Genomic DNA, 22194 nt, shown 5'->3' with positions numbered 1-22194 from the left:
TCGTTGTCCTGCCGGATTATCCACGAGGAGATGACGTTGAAGTTCCCCCCCAACAAGTACGTCTACCGCAGCATCGTCCTGACGGGGGCACTGTCGATCAAGCTGTTCCGGGTTCCCGTCCTTCCCTCCGGACTGGAGAACCTTCCCGACAGCGAGGAGATCTCCGGCCTGAACCGCAAAGTGGTTCCGGGTAAGGGAGCCGTAGTGGCGATCACCCATTTCGGCTATCTGGATTTTGTGATCGCCGAGTACCTGGTGTGGCGCAAGCTCAAGGCACACATGCGCTTCCTGGTCACCAAGAAGGCCGCCCGGAAACCGTTCGTGAAGGCAGTCTGCGAAATGTGCGAGCACATCATCGTGGACCGGTCCGACGGCGCTGCTGCGTACGCCGAATCAGTGGAAGCCCTCCGCCGCGGCGAGTACCTGGCGGTGCTGCCCGAGGCCGGTGTGAGCCGCAGCTTCAGCGTCCGCAAACTCAAGACCGGAGCCGTCCGGATGGCCGCCGAAGCCGGCGTTCCGATCATTCCCGTGTCGGTCTGGGGCAGTCACCGCATGCTTACCCGCGGGGGCCACGGCCTGAGCCTCAAATCCGTCTGGAAAACTCCGGTCCGGGTCCATGTCAGCCCGATGATCCGGGTGGAACCGGACGCGTCGGTCGCGGAGGAAACGACCCGCCTGCAGGAAACCCTGCAGGCGGGCATGGACCACTGCATGGACACCTATCAGGAGACCCCCGAACCCGGTGCCTGGTGGATGCCGGTCAGCCGCGGAGGCAGTGCCATGACGGTTGAAGAACAGCTGATCCTGGATGAGAAGGACCGCGAAAAGTACAAAATCACCGGCTAGGGCATGCGGCCGCGAAGGTGGTTTACGCCGCGAGGAAGTCCAGTAGCGCCGCATTGACCTCGTCCGCGTGGGTCCACAGCAGACCGTGCGGCGCGCCGTCCACCTCCACATACCGGGCATCCGGAAGCGCCGCGGAGAAGGGCCGGCCGGTGGACTCGATCGGCAGAATGTTGTCCGCGGTTCCGTGCAGGATCAGCACCGGAAGCCCGGAGTTCCGGACTTTTTCGACGTCGGGGCGGAAGTCGGTGATCCAGGTGGGCACCACGGCGTAGGCAGCCGGCGGGGCGCTGCCGACGGCGACGTTCCAGCTCCCGCGCACGGCCTCCTCACTGATCCGGGTCCCCAGGTTGTCGCCGAGGTTGTAGAAGTCCGCAAAGAAACTGGTGAACCAGGCATAGCGGTCGGCCTGTGCCGCAGCAGCGATGCCCTCGAACACTTCGGCCGGGACGCCCGCAGGGTTGTCGGGAGTCTGCAGCAGGAACGGTTCCAGCGAGGCCACGAAGGCCAGCCGGCTGATCCGGTCCGTTCCATGCCGGCTCACGTAGCGGGCCAGTTCCCCGGTGCCCATGGAAAAACCAACCAGTGCGACGTCGTGAAGGTTCAGTTCGGTGAGAATGATGTTCAGGTCGTCGGCGAACGTGTCATAGTCGTAGCCCGATGCCGGATGGTCGGACCGCCCGAAGCCGCGCCGGTCATAGGTGATCACCCGGTAGCCGGCACCGAGCAGGGCCCTGGTCTGCCGCTCCCAGGAATCGCCGTCCAAGGGGTACCCGTGGATCAGCAGCACCGGCTGGCCTGACCCGTGGTCCTCATAATGCAGCTCAATATCTCCGGTGTTTTCGGTGCCTGCGGCGACACGTGGCATGGCTTTTCCTCTCAGCAGCAGCGGTGGGTGCAATTCGCGGGAAAATCTGCTGAGATTCTTGCGGCAGGACAGGCGGAGCGCAAGGGCAGTGCCCACACGCGGCAGGCCGGCAGGGCACCACCAGAGGGCATGGGACATGGGTTCATGGGCGCACGCACCCAATGGGTTCATGGGTTCATAGGCACATGGGTTGAACGGGGAAGCAGAGAATCGGGAATGCAGCCAATCGGGGAAGCAGGAAACAGTTGGACACCAGTCGACCGGCAGGGACAGCAACCGAGGTGCTTTTCATTGGAGGCTGCTCCGGCGTGGGTAAAACCAGCGCTGCCCTAAAGCTGCACGGGCTGCTCACTGATCTGGACATCCGCCACGCCGTGATCGAAGGAGATAATCTCGATCTGGCCCATCCGGCACCCTGGCAGCACCCGTCGCCGTGGAACCACGGTCTGGCGGAACAAAACCTGGCCGCCCTGTGGCGGAACTACCGGACGCTGGGCTACCGCCGCCTGATCTACACCAACACGGTTTCGGTCCGTGAAACAGCCGAGCTGGCCGCATGCATGGGCGACAGCCCCCGGGTCCACGCCGCCCTGCTGCGCGGCTCCCCGGGCTCCGTGCGTTCCCGGCTGACCGGGCGCGAATCCGGGACTGCGCTGGACCGGCACCTGGCGCGCAGCCGGGAAGCTGCATCGGCGCTGGACCTGCACACCCCGGACTGGGTCCACCGGGTTTCCACCGACGGCCTGACGGCTGAGGAGGTTGCCGCCCGGCTGCTGGCGCTGACCGGCTGGGCCGCGCCGGACCGGACGGCGCCCGCGGAGCCGGCCGCCGCCGTCCGGCTTTCGGAGCGGAACCCCTAGCCGCCGATCCCGACCACCGCGATCATGACCGGAACGATGGTGATAATCAGGATGGCGCCGAGAATGTCGAAGAACAGACCGGTCCGGATCATCCGGGTGATGGGCACCGCGCCCGTTCCGTACACAATGGCGTTCTGTGGGGTGGAGACCGGGAGCATAAACCCGAAGGACGCGGCGAAGGTGGCTGCCAGCGCCGGCACGAACGGATCGACGCCGATCGCCTGGCACAGCGGAATCACAATCGGCACGATCACCGCGGCGGACGCAGTGTTGGACGTGGTTTCCGAAATCAGGATCGCCAGGATCGCCGAGAAAACCGTGATTGCCACGATGTTGGTGATGTTCAGGTTCTCCGACGCCCCCTGGCCAATGGTTTCCGCGAGCCCGGTCTCCGCCAGCAGCGCACCGAAAATGATACCTGTGCCGAACAGCAGGATGGTGCCCCAGTCGATCTTCGCCGCGTCGGACCAGGTCAGGGTGGCCTGGCGCTGCTTCCAGTTCACCGGAAGGATAAACAGCAGCGAGGCACCGAGCACGGCGACAATGCCCTCGTCCAGGCGGTCGTCCAGGAAAATGTACGCTTCCGACTCGGTGCCGCCAATCAGACTGGCAACGGCCGGAGCCAGCCACAGCGTCACCGTCACGCCGAAGGCGATCAGCGTGTTGACTTCCGCGCGGGACATCCGGCCCTGCTCGGCACGCCGTTCGCGTACGTATTCCTCAACGCCCTCAATGTGACGGATTTCCGGTTTGTTCAGCAGCAGCATGACCAGCGCCAGGACCAGGAACATGGCCAGGCAGATGGGGGCCGCGATGGCCATCCACTGGGCAAAGGAAATGCGAACCCCGGTGGCTTCCTCAATCAGGCCGCGGCCGATCAGGTTCGGCGGCGATCCGACCGGTGTGAGGAGGCCGCCCACGCTGGCTCCGTAGGCCAGCATCAGCAGCAGCGCCGCGCCGACCCGCATCCGCAGCGGATCGAAGTCGGCTTTGACCACACCGCGGTCCTGCATCAGCTGGGCGATGACCACCAGGACGCCCAGCGCGGTGGGCATCAGCATGGCAACGGTGGCGGTGTTGGAGACAAAGGCCGAAAGCAGGCAGGTGATGACGCCGAAGGCGATCACCACCCGGTAGGTGGATTTCCCACTCCGGGAAGGGACAGGACCGCGAAGGCCAGGCGCTGCGCTATGCCGTGCTTCAGCATGGCCTGGGCGAGGATGAAGGCACCGATAAAGGTGAAGATGGTGGTGGATCCGAAGGGTGCCAGGACCGCACTGGCCGGTGCGACGCCCAGGATGACGATGGCCGCGACGCCGATCAGCCCGCCAATGGGGATGGGAACAGGTTCGCAGATCCACAGGACAATCACGCCCAGCAGGATGGCGGCCAGCATGTGCTGCTGCAGGTCCAGGTTCAGTGGAAGCAGCGCGAAGACGACGGCGATGGCTGGGGCCAGGAACAAACCGATGGTTTGCCGGGTGCGTTCAAATTTCTCTTCCCGGGGAGAGAGCGTCTGCTCACTCAGGCTGCGGAAGGTTGTTCCGCCCAGGAGTGCGGCACGGACGTCTGTGCGTTGAGGTGAGCCCGGGTCTTCAGTTGGAGCCGGCTGCTGCGTGTACACAATCCTGGTCCTTCCTCGTTGAATGCGTTCACTATGCAGCAGGGCCTTGTGCTGCGTCCACAACCTGTTGTCTACTCACTCATAGGAAGAACCAATAGGTGGCACGGCGCCCATCCGTCCGAGTGCAAGGGAGCCTTCGTGGACGTCAGGCATTTGAAGTACTTCCTGGCAGTGGTGGACCACCAGGGGTTTACCCGGGCCGCGGAACGGCTGCTGATCGCCCAGCCCTCGCTGTCGCAGACGATCAAGAACCTGGAACGGGACCTGGGGGTACCGCTCTTCCACAGGGTGGGGCGCAACGTGGTCCTCAGCGAGGCCGGACGCGAGCTCGTTGGCCCGGCCCGCGTCGTCGTCCGCGATCTGGAAGCGGCCCGCTCAGCCATCGACGAGCTTAAGGGCCTGCGCCGGGGCCGGCTGGACGTCATCGCCATGCCCTCACCGGCCATCGAGCCGCTGACGTCAATCATTGCCGCCTATGCACGCACCCATCCCACCGTGACCGTCAGCGTGCACGCCGCGTTTACGCGGGACGGCGTCGTCGCCGCCGTCCGCGACGGCAGCTGCGAAATCGGGCTGCTGGGCTCGGAGCGGCCGTTCCGGGCTGCGGACATCGACGTCGTGCACCTCGGACGGCAGCCCCTCGTGCTGGTCCTCAACCCCCTGGCGGAGCTGCACCCTGCCGCGCATCCGGGCAGCCGGGCCGGCGCAGCAGAGGACGCACCGGGGGGAGGCGCAGAGCACGGCCCGGTTCTCCGGTGGGAGGAGCTGTCCGGCCAACGCATCATCGCTTCCCAGCGCGGGTCCCTCATGCGGTCCGCAGTGGACGAAGCCCTGGCCGGCGGAATCGAGCTGGAAATCGCCGCCGAAGTGGCCCACCGGACGTCAGTCCTGCCCCTGGTCCTGGCCGGAATCGGCCATGCAGTCCTGCCGTCGGCCTGGATTCCGCTGGCGCGGCAGGCGGGACTGCGCACGGCACGTCTGGAACCGGAAACCAGCCTGCACATCTCTGCCCTGAGCCGTGCCGCGGAACTAACTCCGGCTGCGCGTGCTTTTCTCGCTGCTGCCGCTGCTCTTGGTCCGGCTCCCGCCGCAGCGCACGGATAGAGAACTCCTATGCGTCGGATGCCATTTGTGTCTTGGACGCCGCCCGCCCACGGGCTGTGTAGTGGTGGCACACGGTGCGGCAGCCGCAGGGGCTGCGGACCGGCAGAGAGGGGACCAGGAGATGCCAGAGCGGAGGACGTACCGGATCGCAGCGATTCCGGCCGATGGAGTGGGGCAGGAGGTCATCGCGGCAGGCCGGCAGGTGCTGGATGCCATGGCGGAACAGTCTGCGGTGGTGCCGGCAGGGGCCCCGGGAACCGGGCTGATGCCGGAAGCCGAAGCAGGCGGTGCCTCCGAAGGGCCCTTCGGCTTCGAGTGGACGGACTTCCCGTGGGGATCCGAATATTATGCCGCGCACGGCGTCATGATGGAGCCGGGCGGATTGGAACAGCTGCGCGGCTATGACGCGATCTACTTTGGCGCGGTGGGCTGGGAGAACGTTCCGGACCACGTCAGCCTGTGGGGGCTGCGGCTGAACATCACGCAGAACTTCGACCAGTGGGCCAATGTGCGGCCGGTGCGCTTCCTGCCGGGGATCGAACCCCCGCTGCGCAAGGCGGACCGGACCAGGCTGGACTGGGTGGTGGTCCGGGAGAACAGCGAGGGCGAATACGCCGGACTCGGCGGCCGTAACCTTTCCGGCCGCGGACCGGGCAACGAAGTGGCGGTGCAGACAGCGCTGTTCACGGAAAAGGGATGCGAGCGCATCATCCGCTATGCTTTCAACCTGGCCCGCACCCGCCCTGTCCGGAAGGTCTCCAGTGTGACCAAGTCCAATGCCCAGCAGTACGGCTCGGTGCTGTGGGACGACGTGTTCAAGCGCGTGTCCGCCGACTATCCGGACGTGCAGACCGAAAGCGTGCTCGTGGATGCCATGAGCGCCAAGTTCGTGCTGCACCCGGAAGACCTTTCGGTGGTGGTCGCCTCCAACCTGTTCGCCGACATCCTCTCCGACCTGGGGTCAGCGCTCGCCGGCAGTCTGGGCCTGGCCGCCAGCGCCAACCTCAATCCGGAACGGCGCTTTCCCTCCATGTTTGAACCGGTCCACGGCTCCGCCCCGGACATCGCCGGACAGGGGATCAGCAACCCCGTCGGCGCCATCTCCAGCGCCGCCCTGATGCTGGACCATTTGGGGCTGCCCGCTGCCGCCCGGCGTTTGGAACACGCGGTGGAGACCGTCACCGCTGCCGGCTGCAGCACCCGCGACGTCGGCGGGACAGCCGGTACGCAGGAGGTGACGGACGCGGTGATCGAAGCGCTGCGGCTCTCCGCCGTACCGCTCGGAACACCGTAGAAACACCGTAGGACCGCTGGATGCCGGAAGAAGACCCGGCGCTGCGGGAACGACCCAGGAACGCCGGAGGACCCTAAACCGGCATCCGGAGGACGTCAGGACCCGACGCGGGCCAGGACCTCCCGGGTGAACTCCTCGGTTCCGGCGGTTCCGCCCAGGTCGCGGGTGCGGACGGGTGAGTCCGCCAGCACACCGAACACAGCCTCCAGTATCTCGGCGCCCGCCTCCGGATGGCCCAGGTGGTCCAGCATCATCGACGCAGACCAGATCGCGCCCAGCGGGTTCGCCACGCCCTGACCGAAAATGTCCGGGGCCGAACCGTGCACCGGCTCGAACATGGACGGGTATTCCCGTTCCGGATTCAGGTTGGCCGAGGGCGCAATCCCGATGCTGCCGGCAATCGCAGCGGCAAGGTCGCTGAGAATGTCGCCGAAGAGGTTGGAGCCCACAATGACGTCGAAGCGTGACGGATTCAGGACCACCTTGGCGGCGAGCGCATCAATGTGCTCCGAGTTCCACTTCACGCCGGGATACTCCGCGGCCCGTTCGCCCACCAGTTCGTCCCAGAACGGCATGGTGTGGATGATGCCGTTGGACTTTGTTGCCGAGGTCAGGACGCCCCGGCGCTGTCCGGCCAGGTCAAAGGCATAGTCCACAATCCGGCTCACGCCCTCACGGGTGAACACGGACTCCTGGATGGCCATTTCCGTGGGCAGCCCGCGGTTGAGCCGGCCGCCGATTTCCGAGTACTCGCCCTCGTTGTTCTCGCGCACCACGACAAAGTCGACGCCCGGATCGGTCAGCTCCGGACGCAGGGGGCTGGGAACACCCTGGAGGACCTTGATGGGCCGCAGGTTGACGTACTGCCGGAACTCGCGCCGGATGGGAATCAGCAGCCCCCACAGGCTGACGTGGTCCGGTACGCCCGGCCATCCAACGGCCCCCAGCAGGATGGAGTCGTGCCCACGGATCGCATCCAGTCCGTCGTCGGGCATCATTGCCCCCTTGTCCAGGTAGCGGCGGCAGGACCAGTCAAACTCGTCGTACTCCAGGCTTATCCCGTGGCGGGGCGCGACGGCGTCGAGCACCGCGCGGGCGGGAGGCAGGACTTCGTGGCCGATGCCGTCGCCGGGGATCAGGGCAATGCGGTAGTTCTTCGTCATGGTGCCATCCCACGGCACCGGACCGCCAAAGTCAAAGAACCTTACGGTGCGGGACCGGACGGCGGACGCTACACCGCGTTCCGCCGGAGGCACCAGTCGTAAACAATCCGCGCCGTGTGCCGGCCGTGCGCCCGCAGCTGGGGGCTGGAAGGAACATCCGGCTGGCTGCCCGAATGGATCATGTAGTTGAGCAGGGCGGCGAGGAACGCATCAATGTGCCGGGCCGGCACCCCGCGCGTGAGTGCTGACCGCTGCAGCCAGGCATCAGCGTCCAGGCCGCCCGAATGGGCGTACGGCAGGACCGAGACCCAGTCGGTCCATTCCGCGCCCGTACCCAGGAAGTTCCAGTCGCAGATCAGTGCGCGGCCGGACCGGATCAGGATGTTGTCCGGCCGCAGGTCCCCGTGCAGGACTGCCTCGCCGGCCAAAGCCTCCGGGCAGAGCGCAAGCAGCTCCTGGAACCCGGCCGCATGCCGGGCGGTTAGGCCGGGCAGGAACCAGGGGGCAGGTGCGCCGTCCGCCACGGAAAGGAACCCGGACGGTACGGCGGTGAGGTCCCCGGCCAGCGGCTCACCGGCAAGCTCGCGGGGGAAGCCCTTCAGGATCCGGACCGCTTCGGCGCAGGACGCCTCGATTGCCTGCAGCTCCCGGTCCGTCCAGGGGTGGCCCGGCATGGCCCCGTCCACTGCCTCATAGACCAGCAGCTGCCAGCCGGTTCCGTCCACCGTTAGCTGTTCCGCAGCGGACAGCACGGGAACGGGCATGCCCGCCGGCATCCGCCGGGCCACTTCGGCTTCCCGCAGGTAGGACGGATAGATGAAGCTGTCGGTCTCCGGGGCCGCTTTGGCGAAAATCCGTTCACTGCCGGCACCTTCCAGCACGGCGGCGAAACCCGGGGTAAATCCGCCGCCGGCCGAACGGACAGCGGACACCGTGCCGCCAAGGTGCGCAGCTGCCCGCCGGCGCAGGAGGTCCGGCAGCCCGGCCCAGGTCCGCCGCACCGCTGTCACCCGGTAATCGGGAACCAAGGGGGGACTGGGGACGCCGGGCGCACAGGGAGCTCCGGCGGTAGCCGGCTGCGGGGGCACGGGGACGGCCGGCAGGGGAGAGAACATCTCCACAGCCTAGGGCCGGATCACCTGTGCGCGCCGCCGCTGCGCCGGAAGCGTCAGGACCAGCAGCCCGGCCAGGACAAGCGCCGCTCCGGCCCACCCCGCCGGCAGCAGGCCCTCGCCGACTATGGCGACGGCGAGCACGGCCGCCACGACGGGCTCCACCAGCGACAGGGTGGTTGCGGTGCTGGGCAGGACCCTGGCCAGCCCCAGGCCGAAGAGGACATAGCCCGCGAACATCGGCACCAGCGCCAGGTATCCTCCCACCGCGGCATTGGACCACGACGCCAGCAGCGGGCCTCCGGTCAGAGCCAGCACCGGCATCAGCATCAGCCCACCCACACCGAAGGTCGCGCCCATGGCCGCCCGCGCCGGGATGCCGCGGGTCATCAGCCGGTGCGCCGTCCAGGAGTAGAGCGCATAGGTTGTTCCGGCAACCAGTCCCAGCAGGACCCCGGCTACGACGGCGCCCGGCTGGCGTGCGCCGTCACCGTCCGCGGCAGCGGCAGCCTGCGCCGCGCACAGCAGCACCGTTCCAACGACCGCCGTTGCGGCGCCCGCGGCCCAGCGCCGGCTGAAGCGCCGTCGGTCGACAACCCGCTCCAGTACTGCCGAAGCGAGCGGCGCCGAGCCAATGCTGACCACGGTGCCCACCGTCACCCCGGCCAGATGCATCGAGGAATAAAAGGCCAGCGGATAGACGGCAACGGCCCCACCGCCCAGAACCACTGCCCGCCGGTGCCGGAGCAGCGCAGACCAGGATGCCCGAAGCAACGGCCAGGCCGTCAGGGCCTGCAGCAGCCCGCCGATTCCCATGGCAGCCGCTCCGATGGCGAGCGGTCCCACATGGGGCGCAAGGGTGGCAGCGGTTCCGGTGGTGCCCCAAAGCACCGAGGCGAGCAGAACGAACAGGGCGCCGGCGGCCGCGCCCGGGGCGCCGGGCCGCGCGCCGGGCTGGCCTGTGGAGGCCTTCCGGGCGCCGGGACTTCCCAGGATCACGGCACCAAAATGTGCCGCAGGTAGCGGCGGGGTTCGTTCAAATACGAACGCCAGTTCGTCACCAGATCGAGGTCCTCCCACTCACGGCGGGCTATCCCGTGTTCTCCCGTTTCGTAGATGGTGGCTCCCGGAAGCGAGGCCAGCACGGGGGAGTGGGTGGCGCACAGGATCTGCGATCCGTTGGCGGCAAGATCATTGAGCACCCCGATCAGGGCCAGGGTGGAGCTAAAGGACAGTGCCGCTTCGGGCTCGTCCAGGCAGTAAAAGCCCTGCGTGTTGAGGTAGGTTTCCGCGATGGCGAGGAAGGACTCGCCGTGGCTCATTGCATGGAAATCCCGGCCGCCGCCCATCTCGTCCTGAAAGGTGTAGTAGCCGTGCATAGTTTCCGCCCGGAGAAAGAATCCCCACTTCTGAGCGCCGGCCTGCCGGACGAGGCTGATCCAGCTGCTCAATGGAGATTCGGTTCGCCGCGTACTGTGCGCCGAGTGGACCGTGCCGCCCTCCGGTCCCAGCCCGTACGCCGCCGCAACCGCCTCGACGAGGGTGGATTTACCGCTGCCGTTCTCGCCCACCAGGAACGTCACGCCGGCCGGAAGCTCCAGCCCGGATTCCAGGACGGCGGCCACGGCCGGAACCGCCGCGGGCCAGCTGGCCGGGTCAACGTCGGCGTCCGGCCGGCGCCGGATTTCGCGGATCAGCCGCGGATCATCAAAACCTCGGGAATGTGGCATTTCCCCATTGTGGCATTTCTCCCTTGCGGCAGGTGTCCGGCTGCCGGCCCGACGAGGACGGTGATACGCGGCTGCCGGCCCGACGAGGCATGGTGGGCACGCGGCGGAAATCCCGGCGTCAATAAGCGTTGACGCAGGGTAGGTCGTCAACCTAAGCTGACGGCATGGATACACGGGACGAGCTCATAAGTGACGGAACCAGCCGGGACCCCGCCGTCGGACTGCGCGCTGTGGCGGCCCTTCGGCGGCTGGTCGAACAACTGGAAGCCCTGCAGGTGCGCAATGCCAGGGAGCAGGGCTGGTCCTGGGCAGAGATTGCCGCTGCCGTGGGAGTTTCAAAACAGGCGGTGCACAAAAAGCATGCCCGGCGGACGGCAGCGTCCACAGACTAAGGAGGCAGTCATGTTTGAACGCTTTACACAGAACGCCCGGGCGGTGGTCATCGGAGCCCAGGAACAGGCCCGGCTGCTGGGGGACACCGAGATTGGTGCCGACCATATGCTGCTTGGCGTCCTGGCCAGTGGAGACAACGCTGCGGTCAGGGTATTGCACCGGCTCGGTATCGAGAGAGAAGCCATAGCCGGACGGGCCCGGGGACTCGGCACGGCGGACGCGGAAGCGCTGGAGAACATCGGCGTTGACCTGGAGGCCGTCCGAAGCCGGGCGGAAGCCAGTTTCGGTCCGGGAGCGCTGGACCGCCCGGAACGACGCCGCCAGGGGTTCCTGGGCCGCCGCGGAGGCGGCGCCGTTCCCTTTACTGCAGCAGCAAAGGAAGCGCTGGTGGAGTCACTGAAGCAGTCACGTGCCCTGGGCCGAAAAGACATCAGAGTCGAACATCTGCTGCTGGGACTTATTGCACAGGACAGCTCTGCCGCAGCGCGCACGCTCAGGGTCCTGGGCACTGATCCGGGCTTAGTCCGCGAGGAGCTTCTCCGAGATCTGGGCCGAAGCGCCTGAGGGTCGCCGCCCAGGCCGCGTCAGCACCGGGCGGCCTCAGGTCCGGGCGGCCCGCACGAGCCGGCGCACGACGGCGAAGGCCGCGCCTCCGGCAAGAATCCACGGCCCCGCGGCGAACAGCGGCGCCAGCGCCTGTTCCTTCAGGTCGGCGCGCTTGGACCCGAACCGGGACGAGACCCCGTGGCGGGTAAATTCGCTCAGCACCCCCGTTTCGGTGACCGGGTTGTCCGGGCGCAGGGTCAGGAACGAGCGCAGGTGGCTGCCGCCGGCGTCCACCCGGTCCGCGGCGATCAGGATGAGCCAGTGCGCCGCCCGGGCCTCGCTGTACTTGTAGGCGTAGCGGCGCATCGCGCCCGACACGCCCTTCAGCGGAACCGAGGTGCCGAAAACCGGCGTCACGAACTGGTGTTCAATGGAGCGTTCCCGCGGCTGTGCCGCCGTCTGGCGTTCCGGGAAATCCCAGTGGGCGCCGGTCTCCAGATCAGTCCGCACCTTGGGAACGGAGGGCCGGTCAGCGGGATCAAGATCGGCGCCCCAACCCGGGATCCGCGCCCGCAGCTCCTCGTTGGTGAACCGCCGTTTCGGCACTCCCGCCAGATAGGGGGTGCTGGGTGTTTCTGCCATGGTTTCCTCGCTTTCAGGAGGCACTGGGGATGACCAGGGGTTTGATGCAGTTATCGAGCTTGGCCGAGAACATGTGGTAGCCCTCGGCGATGTGTTCCAGGGGATCCGGTGCGTCACCAAGTCGCTGGGCTTGAGGTACCCGTTGCGGATGTGCTCGAACAGGCGCGGCCACTGGCGTTTGACGGGACACTGGTTCATGCGCAGCGTCAGACCCTTGTTCAGGGCATCGCCGAACTTGACGGCGCTGAAGATGGGACCGTACGCCCCAATCACGGACACGGTGCCGGCTTTGCGGACCGAATCAATGGCCCAGTTCAGGGCCACCGGGGAGCCGCCCTGCAGCTTGAGCTGGGCGGCTGTGACGTTTTGGATGAAGCTCCCGTCCGCCTCCGCCCCGGCGGCGTCTATGGCGACGTCGGCCCCGAGGTAGTCGGTGGTTTTCTTCATTTCCACCACGATGTCCTTGTACTCGGCGAAGTTCCAGGTTTCGGCGTGGGCGAAGGAGCGGGCTTTTTCCAGCCGGTACTCCAGATGGTCCACTACGATGACCCGGCCCGCCCCATCAGCCAGGAGGACGCGGCGGCGTAGAGTCCCACCGGGCCGGCGCCGAACACGACGACGGTGTCGCCTTCTCGGATATCACCGAGCTGCGCGCCGAAATAGCCGGTGGCGAGCGCGTCGGTGAGCAGAACTGCGTCCTCCTCACCCATCCAGTCCGGGATGATGGACGGGCCGACGTCGGCGAACGGGACGCGCACGAACTCCGCCTGGCCGCCGTCGTACCCGCCGCAGGTGTGGGAGTAGCCGTAGATCCCGCCCACGGCGGTGGCGTTGGGATTGACGTTGTGGCAGTTGGAGTACAGGCCGCGGCTGCAAAAGTAGCAGGACCCGCAGTAAATATTGAACGGAACCATGACGCGGTCTCCCACGGACAGGTTCCGCACCGAGGACCCCAGCTCGTGCACAACACCCACAAACTCATGCCCGAAGGTGGTACCCACCCGGGTGTCGGGCATCATGCCGTGATACAGGTGCAGATCCGAACCGCAGATCGCTGCCGCCGTCACGCGCACGATGGCGTCGTTCGGATGTTCGATCCGGGGAATGTCCTTCTCTTCGACACGGACCTTGTACGGCCCGCGGTACACCATTGACCGCATCTGTCTCCCCTTTTGGCAAGCATGCTGATGGATCTACCACCCTGCCTTTCCGGACAGGGAGCGTCAAGGGTGGCAGGAGCGACACTGCCACCGCGGACTGCCTGGTGGCCGTAGGCGGCGGCGAGGGCACCGGGTTGCCCGGCGCCCGCCGGTGCCCACGCCCGCTCGAGGAGCTTCCTAGATCGTGCTGACCTCAACTTCCACCACGGCCCACGACAGTGCGGGAAGGCTGAGCCGCAGCTCGCTGCCCACTGCCTTCACATCGGACAGGGAGCCAGCCCGACCTGCTCGCCGTCGGCCTGCGAATTGATCGCAAAACGGTCCCTGCCTTCGGGAACCTGCAGGACCTCGGCGCGGATGATCCGGCCGGCGTCGAATCCGCTCAGGGAGACCTCCACGTCCGCTGCCTCCTCCAGGCCCCGGTTAGCGAAGAAGAGCGCCACCCTGCCGTTCTCCTCGTCCCACGTGGCGCTGACGTCCACGAGGTCCGCAGCACCGAACTTACTGGTCTCATATTTGTCGGAGTCCACGGCCGTACGCATAATCTGTCCCTTGGCCAGGGCAGCCATGCGGGCAAAGGATGGAAGATGGTCTGCCGCCAGGCCGGACCGTTCTCTTCGGCCATGATTGGTGCAATCACGTTTACCAGCTGGGCCTGGTTGGCAATGGTCACGCGGTCGCCGTGGCGCAGCAGGGAATTGAGCAGCGTACCGACGACGACGGCGTCGGTCACGTTGTACTTGTCCTCGATCACGCGGGGGTGCTCGCGCCAGCCCGCCCGGGCAACTGCGGCCGGCTGGTCGTCAGTGGTGAGTCCGCGCTGGTACCAGACGTTCCATTCGTCGAAGGACAGGTTGATGTGCTTCTTATGCTTCCCCCGGGCCCTGACGGCGTCCGCGGTGGCAACTACCGACTCAATGAAGTAATCCATATCGACTGCGCTGGCCAGGAAGCTCTCGGCGTCACCCTCTTCCTCCTGGTAGTAGGCGTGCAGCGAAACGTAGTCCACCTCATCGTACGTGTGGCCGAGGACGGTCTGCTCCCAGGCGCCGAAGGTGGGCATGGAGGAGCTGGAGCTGCCGCAGGCGACGAGTTCCAGATCCGGATCCACGTAACGCATGGCACGGGCGGCTTCCTGGGCCAGGCGGCCATACTCGTCCGCCGTTTTGTGTCCTGTTTGCCACGGGCCGTCCAGTTCGTTGCCCAGGCACCACAGCTTGATGTTGAACGGCTCCTTGTGCCCGTTTTTGGCCCTGAGGTCGGAGAGGTAGGTTCCCCCGGGATGGTTGGCGTACTCCACCAGTTCGCGTGCGGCGTCGACCCCGCGCGTCCCCAGGTTGATCGCTTCCATAATTTCGACCCCGGCCTTGCGGGACCAGTCCACGAACTCGTGCAGGCCAAAGGCGTTGGTTTCCACGGTGTGCCAGGCGCCGTCGAGCCGGGTGGGGCGCTGTTCAACGGGCCCGACGCCGTCCTCCCAGTTGTAGCCGGAGACAAAGTTGCCTCCGGGGTAGCGCACAACCGTGGCACCGAGTTCCTGGACCAGGCCCAGGACGTCCAGGCGGTAGCCCTGAGCATCGGCTTCCGGATGGCCGGGTTCGTAGATTCCGGTGTAGACACAGCGGCCCATATGCTCCACGAAGGAGCCAAACAGGCGGCGGGGAACCGCTCCGATGGTGAAGTTGCGGTCAATGCTGATCTTGGCGCGGGACATATGTTCTTGCTCCTTGACATGGTGGTGCGGGCGAAAGGGCGGTGCAGGTGAAAAATGGTGCGGTGGACGGGGAGGGAACAGTTAGGTGCCGGCCAGGCCGGTGGTGGAAATTCCCTTGATGATCTGCCGCTGAAAGAAAAGGAAGACGATGATCAGTGGCAGAGCCGCCAGCAGTGCCGAGGCCATATTCTGGGCGTACTGGATGCCATAGGCACTCTTGATGGTTTGCAGCCCCACCGGAAGCGTTAGCAATGAGGGGTCATTCGTTGCGATGAACGGCCACAGGAAGTTGTTCCAAGCACCGATGAAGACGAAGATCGCCACGGCGGACAGGATCGGGCGGGAGGGGAAGTACGATCTGCAGGAACACCCGCATCCTCCCGGCACCGTCCATGATTGCTGCTTCTTCAAGTTCACGCGGAATCTGGTCGAAGAATTTCTTGAGGATAAACACCATGGCCGGAGCGATAACCTGCGGGAGGATGACCGCCCAGTAGGTGTCAATCAGGTGCATGGAAAGCAGCTGGTAGAACAGCGGAATGATCAGCACGGGCGGTGGAATGACAATAGAGGCGATGATCACGGACATGAGGATCCGCTTGCCCTTGAAATCAATCCGGGACAGGGCATAGGCGCACAGCGCCGAGATCACGAGGGTGATGACTGTAATGGCCGCCGAGGTAAGCAGGGAGTTCCAGGTCCACAGCGGAATGTTCCCTTCGCCGAGCACCTTGGTGAAAGCCTCCAGCGTGAAACCGGACTCCGGGAACCAGGTGAGCGGGGTTGCCGCTGCCTCGGTCTCGGGCTTGAACGCCGTGACCGCTGCCCAGGCGTAGGGGAGCAGCCAGATAACGGCCAGTACTGAGACAACAGCGGTTCCGGCGATGCGTGCCGGGGTCACAGTGCGATTGCGGTTCTGCCGGGGGCCGGAGGTACCGGTGCCGGTGGGCGGGTAAGTGCCGGTGCTGCCATGTCAGAGGCTCCTTCGCCGGTTGATGAAGAACTGCCCGCACGAGACCACAATGATCAGGGCGAAGAACACGTAGGAAATTGCGGCGGAGTAGCCGAACCGGTACCCGGTGAACCCGGTCTCGAAGATGTACTGCACGATGGTCCGGGTGGTGCCCGCCGGTCCGCCCTGGGTCATCTGGTAGACCTGGTCGAAGATTTTCAGGGACGCCAGAACCTGGAGGATGACAATGAGGACCGTGGTTGGTCCGAGCTGGGGGAGCGTAATGGAGAAGAACTGCCGCCAGCCGCCGGCTCCGTCCAGTGATGCCGCTTCGTAGTGTTGCTGCGGAATGTTCTGCATGGCTGCCAGATAGAGCAGGAAGTTGAAGCCCACTGTCCACCAGACGGTGGCGATAACGATGGCCCACATGGCGACCTTGGGGTCATTGAGCCAGGCGACCGGCGGAATCCCCACCTTCGAGAGGATGTCGTTGATCAGGCCCAGCTGCGGGTTGTACATCCAGGTGAAGAACAGGGACACCACGGTCGAGGCCAGCAGATAAGGGGAGAAGAAAGCCAGCCGCCACAGCCATTGCGCCGGCAGGCCCATGTTGACCAGGGCTGCCATGGCGAGGGCAATGACCACCAGCGGAACGGTGCTGATAACGGTGAAGTACAGGGTGTTGCCAAGCGACTGCCAGAGGTCCGGGTCCTGGAACGCCTCGGTATAGTTCGCGAAGCCGATCAATTCGTCGTTGGCGCCGGTAAGGGACTTCCCGGTCAGGCTCATGTAGAAGCCGTAGATGATCGGCCAGATCAGGAACACGGCGAAGAAGGCCAGGAACGGGGCGCTGAATCCCCAGCCGTGCAGATTGTCCCGGCGCGACTTGCGCAGGGCGTTGGGCGCGGCAGCTGATTGCCCGGCGGTGCTGCCGGCCCCCTTGAAGCGGTTGCGGTACTCATGAAGGACTCCTTTGTCACTTGCAGAAGACGTTGGGTCTGGTCCGCCCTTATACGGGGTTGGGCTTGGCCAGGAGGATATTGAGCCGTTCGACGAAGGAGTCCCAGCCGGTTTCCGGCTGGTCCCGGCCGAGAAAGACATTCTGGACGCTGTTGGCGAAGAAGGTCTGGAAGTCCGATCCTGAGCCGGAGAAGTAGGCGCGGGGGTCGTAGTTGATGATGTCCGCTGCAGCCGCGTAGTTGGCCTGCGGCGAAAGCGCGCCGTACTCGAGCGATTTGACGATGGGCTGGTAGGAGGGGATGTGACCCGCCTCGGCCCAGGCGAAGGATCCCTTCAGCACGTCCGCCACGAATTTGTAGGAGTCCCGCCGCAGTCCGTCATCAAGGTTCAGCTGATGCGGCAGCACAAAAGCATGGGAGTCGGCGTAGGCTGCCGGAGTGCCGAACAACGTGGGTATGGGGGAGGCCCCCAGCGGAATGCCGGCGTTCTTCATGGTGGGGAGTTCCCAGACCCCGCTGAAGAGCATGCCGGAATCGCCGCCGGCAAATTCTGCAATAGCCGTGTTGATGTCGCCGCTGCTGGTTGTAATCGTGTCATCCAGCAGTGAGCGGATGAATTGCAGGCAATAGATGGCGACGTCACGGTCAACCACGGCGGTCTCGCCCTGTTTGAGGACCATTTCAGCGCCGTGCTGCCGATAAAAGGTGTAGAAGAGCCTCCACATCTGCGCACCGTCGCCCAGGTAGCCGTACGACAGCCCGTGCCGGCCCGTGACTTTCTGCATTTCCAGGGCCACATCCCGAAACTGTTCCGGGGAACTAATGGGGATCAGCTGCTGGTCACCGCCCAGCACCCCCGCTTCTGCGGCAATCTCGGTGTTGTACATCATGATGAAGGGGTGGGAGTCCAGGGCGATGCTGAAGACCTTGCCGTCAATCTTGCTGTTCTCCCAGATGCGGGGGGCGAAGTCCGCTTCCGTCACTCCGTTTTCCGCGAGCAGGTCCAGGTCCCATTCGTCCAGCAGGCCGCCGGGGGCGTAGCCCACAACGCGGCTGGCGTGCATGATGGCAAGTTCCGGCGGCCGCCCTCCGGCCGATGCCATGGAAAGCTTGGTGTAGTAGGGGCACCCCAGGCCAGGACGGTCGGGGTGACGGTGAAGTCCGGGTTTTGCGCGTTGGCGGCGTCGATCATTCCCTGCATCTTGATGCCGTCGCCGCCGGACAACAGGTGCCAGAAGCGCAGGTTCTGCGCGGCGCCGGCGCCGGGGGTCTGGCATCCGGAGAGCGAGGCCATGGTGAGCGCGCCTCCAAGCAGCGCACCGGTGCCGATCAACAGTTGCCGGCGGTTAAGCGCCGGTCCGGCGCCTGACAGTGGTATTTTCACGCGTCACTCCTTTGTGCACGTCGGATTCAATTTCCCGGTCCACTCCCCAAGGAGTACTCCGCTGGCCCGAGCCTAGACCTCCTCTATAGCTGCGGCAAGGAAAATTGTTAGCGCTAACCATTCATTACGTTCCACTATTTGCACATCCAGCCATCACCGCATGAACCCGGTTCCCTGAATCAAAATGTGACGGCCCCGGGGTGGCAGGCAGTGCAGGACACACGGGCGCACTCCCGTCCCGGCGGAAGGCATCATCGGAAAACTCCGGGCATCTTGGCGCGGCGGAGAACCCTGCCGGACGGTCAGGCAGCCGAAGCCGGGGCAGCAGTGGAGTCCCGCACCACGAGTGCGGTGGCGAATTCGACGTGGAGGGACTCCAGCGCTTCGCCGTTGGCCAGCCGCAGGACGCTGCGGAGGGCGGAGCGTCCCATTTCCTGCAGGGGCTGGCTGACCGACGTCAGCCGTGGCACTGACTGCTCGGCCAGGTCGGTGCCGTCAAACCCCACCAGGCTCAGGTCATCCGGCACCCGAAGTCCCCGGCGGCGAGCCTCGTCCAGCACCCCCAGCGCGGTCAGGTCGCTGGCCGCAAAGATGGCTGTGGGCGGCTCGGCGAGCGAGAGCAGCTGGGCCGCACCCCGGACCCCGGAGGGGAGGTTGAAGTTCCCGCTGAGGATGTACTCGTCCCGGATTTCGACGCCGCAGGCCCGCAGCGCAGCCAGGTAGCCATGCAGCCGCGCCATGCTGCATTCGGCGGCGTCGGGCCCGCCAATGAAGCCGATGCGCCGGTGCCCGAGTTCCAGCAGGTGCTCGGCGGCGGCCTTGCCTCCGGCCCAGTTGGTGGCTCCGATGCTGACGAAACCCGTCGGCGGCGGATTCAGCGGATCAATGACCACCACGGGGATGTTCCGCCGTTCGAACGCTTCCAGTTGGTCGGTGGTCACTTCCGAGGTCACGAGAATGAGGCCCCGCCGGCCGGAATCGGCCAGCCGTGAAGACCACTCGAGGTGATTGGTGCTCTTGAGTTTGGCCGGCGTCACCGTACTGAGGACCACCTCCACGTTCTCCGCGGACGCGCAGTTGGTGATGCCCATGAGGATGGCCAGGGAGTAGGACGTGTTGAGTCCGTCGAACACCAGGTCCACCAGGGCCGGGGCGCTGGTGCGCAGGCGCCGCTGGACCGGGGATTCATACCCCAGCCGGGCCAGGGCGAGCTGCACCCGGCTGCGGGTGGTTTCGGCGACGTCGTCCCGCCCGTTAATGACCTTGGACACGGTCGGAACCGAGACGCCGGCGAGTTCCGCGACGCTGGCAAGCGTGGGCTTTACGGTTTGGCTCACCTGCACGGCCACGCTCCTTTGCGAAAATGTTTCGATTTGAGAAGTGTGCCGGATACCTGCGATGCGGGTCAAGGGCGAAGGAATACTTGATCAAAAACACTTGACGGGTGACGCATCTCACAGTACTTTTCAAATCAGCACTGAAGTTATTTCGAAAAGTTTCGAAATTTTCCCTGCTCCCGGGTGGGCGAGCGAATCCCCCGCCGCAGTCATGCGGCTCTTTTCAATGGAGATAAGAATGGAAAAGAAGTTTACTTCCCGTCGGTCGTTTCTTTCGCTGGCGGTGCTTGCACCCGTCGCCGCCTACACCCTGACGGCCTGCGGCACGTCCGGGCCCGGGGACACCTCCGCCGGAGGAGCCAGCATCTGGGCCCTCAGCGGTCAGCCGGACGAGGGCATCCGGCAGGACACCATCGATGCCTTCAACGAGGCTAATTCCGACGCCCAGATCAAGCCGACCTTCTTCCAGAACGACGCCTACAAAACCAAGATCAAGACAGCCATCGGAGCCGGTCAGGCACCGACAATCATTTACGGGTGGGGTGGCGGAACCCTGCGCACATACGCCGAAGCCGGCCAGGTTGATGATCTGACGGGCTGGTTCGACGAGAACCCGGACGTCAAGGACCGGCTGCTCGAGTCGACGTTCGGCGCGGCCACAGTTGACGGCAAGATCTACGCCATTCCCACCCAGACCGTGACCCCGATTATCTTCTACTACAACAAGGAACTCTTCGACCAGGCCGGTGCGGAGCCGCCCGCCACCTGGGATGACCTGATGGCCCTGACCAAAACGTTCAATGACATGGGTGTGGCACCGCTGTCCCTGGGCGGACAGTCCCGCTGGACATCCATGATGTGGCTTGAATACCTCTACGACCGGGTGGGCGGCCCCGAGGTCTTCACCGCCATCTACAACGGTGAGCCCGATTCCTGGTCACAGCCCGCCGCGCTGCAGGCCAACACCATGATCCAGGATCTCGTCAAGGCTGACGGGTTCATCAAGGGGTTTACCTCCATCACCGCCGACAGCAACGCGGACCAGGCCCTGCTGTACACCAACAAGGCTGCCATGATGCTGCACGGCGGCTGGACCTACGGCGGGATGAAGAACGACGGCGCCGGCTTCGTCGAGGACGGCAAGCTCGGCTGGGTCAATTTCCCGACTGTCGAAGGGGGAACCGGCGACCCGGCGAACACCGTGGGCAACCCCGCCGGCTACCAATCCATTTCGTCCAAGGCTTCCGACAGTGAAAAGGAAGCGGCCAGGAAGTTCTTCAAGGAGGGCCTGCTCACCGACACGGAGATCGACGCCTACATAGAAACGGGATCCGTGCCGATCGTGACGGGCATTGAGGACAAGCTGGCACAGTCCGCCGATAAGGACTTCCTGAGTTACCAGTACGAAATGACGAAGAACGCGCCGAATTTCCAGCAGTCCTGGGACCAGGCTCTGAGCCCCACCGCGGCCGAGGCGCTGCTGAGCAACATTGACCAGCTGTTCCTGCTCGCGATTACCCCGGAGCAGTTCGCGTCGAACATGAATGCGACCCTGGGCACATGATCGCGGCTGTACCCCCGGCCGCCGTCCCCGCCGCGGCCCGCCGTTCCAAAGCTCCGGTGCAGGACGCCGGCCGGGGCAAGACCGGGGCCCTGTGGTGGCTGGTCATTCCGGCGCTGTTCTTCTTCGTGGTCTTCGCCGTCGTTCCCCTGGTCGGTGTCTTCGTCCTCAGCTTTGCGAACTGGGACGGCATCGGCGCGATTTCGCTCGCCGGAATCGGCAACTGGCTTTCGGTGCTGGCGGACCCGGTGATGCACAACGCGCTGCGGCTGACGTTCCTCATCATGATCGTTTCCTGGCTGGTCCAGACGCCGTTGAGTATCCTGCTGGGCGTCTTCACGGCCGGAAGCCAGCGTTACCGGGCGTTCCTGGCGGTGCTGTACTTCCTGCCGCTGCTGCTGTCTTCGGCGGCGATCGCCATTGCTTTCAAAGCACTGCTGGATCCGAACTTCGGGCTGGCGGAGGGCCTGAACCTTCCGGCCCTGGCACAGGACTGGCTGGGACACCCGCAGCTGGTGCTCTTCGTCGTCATCTTCGTCATTGCCTGGCAGTTCGTTCCCTTCCACACCCTCATTTACCAGGGCGGCGTCCGGCAGATTCCGAAGTCACTGTACGAGGCAGCGGAAATTGACGGCGCCGGCAAGGTCAAGCAGTTTTTCCACATCACCCTTCCCCAGCTGAAGTACACGATCATCACGTCCTCAACCCTGATGGTGGTGGGGTCCCTGACCTACTTTGACCTGATCTTCGTGCTCACCGCCGGCGGGCCGGGCAACTCGACCCGCATCCTGGCCCTGGACATGTACCTCACGGGGTTCCGGGCCAACCTGATGGGACCGGCCAGCGTTCTCGCCGTGATCCTGGTGCTAATCGGCCTTGCCCTGGCACTGGCCCTGCAGCGCCTGGGCGGCAAGGACAAAAACGGCAGCCAACTGGAAGGCATGTGAC

Annotated in this window: 18 protein-coding genes and 4 pseudogenes; 8 read left to right on the top strand and 14 right to left on the bottom strand. The window is 65.4% G+C overall.

The genetic code is table 11. The annotated features are described in order from the left end of the window. Window positions 1-30: 30 nt before the first annotated feature. Window positions 31-846 carry a lysophospholipid acyltransferase family protein gene (locus tag OL239_RS10210; RefSeq protein WP_442864130.1) on the top strand — a complete coding sequence of 272 codons (816 nt, stop codon included), beginning with the start codon at window positions 31-33 and terminating at the stop codon, window positions 844-846. Between the two features lie 22 nt (window positions 847-868). Here the strand turns inward: OL239_RS10210 and OL239_RS10205 are convergent, their stop codons facing one another. Next, entirely contained in the window at window positions 869-1711 is an 843-nt protein-coding gene (locus OL239_RS10205; RefSeq protein WP_268908848.1) for an alpha/beta fold hydrolase, read from the bottom strand. Between the two features lie 308 nt (window positions 1712-2019). Between OL239_RS10205 and OL239_RS10200 the strand changes: the two genes are divergently transcribed. Next, a complete protein-coding gene (locus OL239_RS10200) occupies window positions 2020-2571 on the top strand; it encodes an ATPase (protein WP_268908847.1) in 552 nt (183 codons plus the stop codon). Here the strand turns inward: OL239_RS10200 and OL239_RS10195 are convergent. Both OL239_RS10195 and OL239_RS10190 read right to left on the bottom strand, forming a co-directional pair. Continuing rightward, complete coding sequence (locus OL239_RS10195; RefSeq protein WP_268908846.1) at window positions 2568-3698, bottom strand: SLC13 family permease; 1131 nt, start codon at window positions 3696-3698, stop codon at window positions 2568-2570. The two genes, OL239_RS10200 and OL239_RS10195, sit on opposite strands and share 4 nt — an antisense overlap. Continuing rightward, entirely contained in the window at window positions 3695-4195 is a 501-nt protein-coding gene (locus OL239_RS10190) for an SLC13 family permease (RefSeq protein WP_268908845.1), read from the bottom strand. Before OL239_RS10190 ends, OL239_RS10195 begins: the two co-directional genes overlap by 4 nt. Before the next feature lie 138 nt (window positions 4196-4333). Here OL239_RS10190 and OL239_RS10185 point away from each other — a divergent pair, with 138 nt between their 5' ends. Together OL239_RS10185 and OL239_RS10180 are read left to right on the top strand one after the other, a co-directional pair. Beyond that, a complete protein-coding gene (locus tag OL239_RS10185) occupies window positions 4334-5299 on the top strand; it encodes a LysR family transcriptional regulator (RefSeq protein WP_268908844.1) in 966 nt (321 codons plus the stop codon). A 121-nt stretch (window positions 5300-5420) separates the two neighbouring features. Further along, window positions 5421-6593: an isocitrate/isopropylmalate dehydrogenase family protein gene (locus tag OL239_RS10180; RefSeq protein ID WP_268908843.1), complete on the top strand. Its 1173-nt coding sequence runs from the start codon at window positions 5421-5423 to the stop codon at window positions 6591-6593. A gap of 95 nt (window positions 6594-6688) precedes the next feature. Here OL239_RS10180 and OL239_RS10175 read toward each other — a convergent pair whose 3' ends face one another. The 4 genes from OL239_RS10175 to OL239_RS10160 form a co-directional block, all read right to left on the bottom strand. Beyond that, window positions 6689-7756, bottom strand: a complete 1068-nt coding sequence (locus OL239_RS10175) for a tartrate dehydrogenase (RefSeq protein ID WP_268908842.1) — start codon at window positions 7754-7756, stop codon at window positions 6689-6691. Between the two features lie 68 nt (window positions 7757-7824). Beyond that, window positions 7825-8871, bottom strand: coding sequence for a phosphotransferase (locus OL239_RS10170; protein ID WP_268908841.1), 1047 nt, complete (start codon window positions 8869-8871; stop codon window positions 7825-7827). A gap of 9 nt (window positions 8872-8880) precedes the next feature. Continuing rightward, window positions 8881-9780: a DMT family transporter gene (locus tag OL239_RS10165; RefSeq protein WP_268911734.1), complete on the bottom strand. Its 900-nt coding sequence runs from the start codon at window positions 9778-9780 to the stop codon at window positions 8881-8883. A gap of 83 nt (window positions 9781-9863) precedes the next feature. Beyond that, on the bottom strand, window positions 9864-10598 hold the full coding sequence (locus tag OL239_RS10160; RefSeq protein ID WP_268908840.1) for an AAA family ATPase: 735 nt from the start codon (window positions 10596-10598) through the stop codon (window positions 9864-9866). 164 nt (window positions 10599-10762) lie between these two features. Here OL239_RS10160 and OL239_RS10155 point away from each other — a divergent pair, with 164 nt between their 5' ends. Both OL239_RS10155 and OL239_RS10150 read left to right on the top strand, forming a co-directional pair. After that, window positions 10763-10990 (top strand): helix-turn-helix domain-containing protein, encoded by a 228-nt coding sequence (locus OL239_RS10155; protein WP_268908839.1) that lies wholly within the window; start codon window positions 10763-10765, stop codon window positions 10988-10990. Window positions 10991-11000: 10 nt separating this feature from the next. Further along, window positions 11001-11555, top strand: a complete 555-nt coding sequence (locus OL239_RS10150; RefSeq protein ID WP_268908838.1) for a Clp protease N-terminal domain-containing protein — start codon at window positions 11001-11003, stop codon at window positions 11553-11555. A 36-nt stretch (window positions 11556-11591) separates the two neighbouring features. On the opposite strand, the gene OL239_RS10145 is transcribed toward OL239_RS10150, so the two are convergent. The 7 genes and pseudogenes from OL239_RS10145 to OL239_RS10110 all read right to left on the bottom strand — a co-directional run bounded on the left by OL239_RS10145 (window position 11592) and on the right by OL239_RS10110 (window position 19691). Further along, window positions 11592-12179 carry a hypothetical protein gene (locus tag OL239_RS10145; protein WP_268908837.1) on the bottom strand — a complete coding sequence of 196 codons (588 nt, stop codon included), beginning with the start codon at window positions 12177-12179 and terminating at the stop codon, window positions 11592-11594. Between the two features lie 13 nt (window positions 12180-12192). Further along, window positions 12193-13339: pseudogene (locus OL239_RS10140) on the bottom strand (zinc-dependent alcohol dehydrogenase). 177 nt (window positions 13340-13516) lie between these two features. Further along, window positions 13517-15053 (bottom strand): annotated as a pseudogene (gene arfA, locus OL239_RS10135) (arabinosylfuranosidase ArfA). An 81-nt stretch (window positions 15054-15134) separates the two neighbouring features. Further along, window positions 15135-16025 (bottom strand): annotated as a pseudogene (locus tag OL239_RS10130) (carbohydrate ABC transporter permease). Between the two features lies 1 nt (window position 16026). Continuing rightward, window positions 16027-16899 carry a carbohydrate ABC transporter permease gene (locus OL239_RS10125; RefSeq protein ID WP_268911733.1) on the bottom strand — a complete coding sequence of 291 codons (873 nt, stop codon included), beginning with the start codon at window positions 16897-16899 and terminating at the stop codon, window positions 16027-16029. Window positions 16900-17014: 115 nt separating this feature from the next. Continuing rightward, window positions 17015-18294, bottom strand: a pseudogene (locus tag OL239_RS10120) (extracellular solute-binding protein). Between the two features lie 356 nt (window positions 18295-18650). Then, on the bottom strand, window positions 18651-19691 hold the full coding sequence (locus tag OL239_RS10110) for a LacI family DNA-binding transcriptional regulator (protein ID WP_329609189.1): 1041 nt from the start codon (window positions 19689-19691) through the stop codon (window positions 18651-18653). A 232-nt stretch (window positions 19692-19923) separates the two neighbouring features. On the opposite strand from OL239_RS10110, the gene OL239_RS10105 reads away from it, so the two are divergent. After that, complete coding sequence (locus OL239_RS10105) at window positions 19924-21249, top strand: ABC transporter substrate-binding protein (RefSeq protein ID WP_268908834.1); 1326 nt, start codon at window positions 19924-19926, stop codon at window positions 21247-21249. Next, window positions 21246-22193, top strand: a complete 948-nt coding sequence (locus tag OL239_RS10100; RefSeq protein WP_268908833.1) for a carbohydrate ABC transporter permease — start codon at window positions 21246-21248, stop codon at window positions 22191-22193. The genes OL239_RS10105 and OL239_RS10100 overlap by 4 nt, the downstream gene beginning before the upstream one ends. Window position 22194: the final 1 nt, after the last annotated feature.

The sequence above is a fragment of the Arthrobacter sp. ATA002 genome, from assembly GCF_026898095.1.
Lineage (GTDB): Bacteria > Actinomycetota > Actinomycetes > Actinomycetales > Micrococcaceae > Arthrobacter_B.
This window is presented reverse-complemented; position numbering and strand designations above follow the sequence as displayed.

Excerpts from the sequence above, each read along its gene's own strand:
- OL239_RS10175 (WP_268908842.1), bottom strand. The coding sequence starts at position 7,756 with ATGACGAAGAACTACCGCATTGCCCTGATCCCCGGCGACGGCATCGGC.
- OL239_RS10150 (WP_268908838.1), top strand. The coding sequence starts at position 11,001 with ATGTTTGAACGCTTTACACAGAACGCCCGGGCGGTGGTCATCGGAGCC.
- OL239_RS10170 (WP_268908841.1), bottom strand. The coding sequence starts at position 8,871 with ATGTTCTCTCCCCTGCCGGCCGTCCCCGTGCCCCCGCAGCCGGCTACC.
- OL239_RS10100 (WP_268908833.1), top strand. The coding sequence starts at position 21,246 with ATGATCGCGGCTGTACCCCCGGCCGCCGTCCCCGCCGCGGCCCGCCGT.
- OL239_RS10105 (WP_268908834.1), top strand. The coding sequence starts at position 19,924 with ATGGAAAAGAAGTTTACTTCCCGTCGGTCGTTTCTTTCGCTGGCGGTG.
- OL239_RS10160 (WP_268908840.1), bottom strand. The coding sequence starts at position 10,598 with ATGCCACATTCCCGAGGTTTTGATGATCCGCGGCTGATCCGCGAAATC.
- OL239_RS10155 (WP_268908839.1), top strand. The coding sequence starts at position 10,763 with ATGGATACACGGGACGAGCTCATAAGTGACGGAACCAGCCGGGACCCC.
- OL239_RS10210 (WP_442864130.1), top strand. The coding sequence starts at position 31 with ATGACGTTGAAGTTCCCCCCCAACAAGTACGTCTACCGCAGCATCGTC.
- OL239_RS10205 (WP_268908848.1), bottom strand. The coding sequence starts at position 1,711 with ATGCCACGTGTCGCCGCAGGCACCGAAAACACCGGAGATATTGAGCTG.
- OL239_RS10145 (WP_268908837.1), bottom strand. The coding sequence starts at position 12,179 with ATGGCAGAAACACCCAGCACCCCCTATCTGGCGGGAGTGCCGAAACGG.
- OL239_RS10180 (WP_268908843.1), top strand. The coding sequence starts at position 5,421 with ATGCCAGAGCGGAGGACGTACCGGATCGCAGCGATTCCGGCCGATGGA.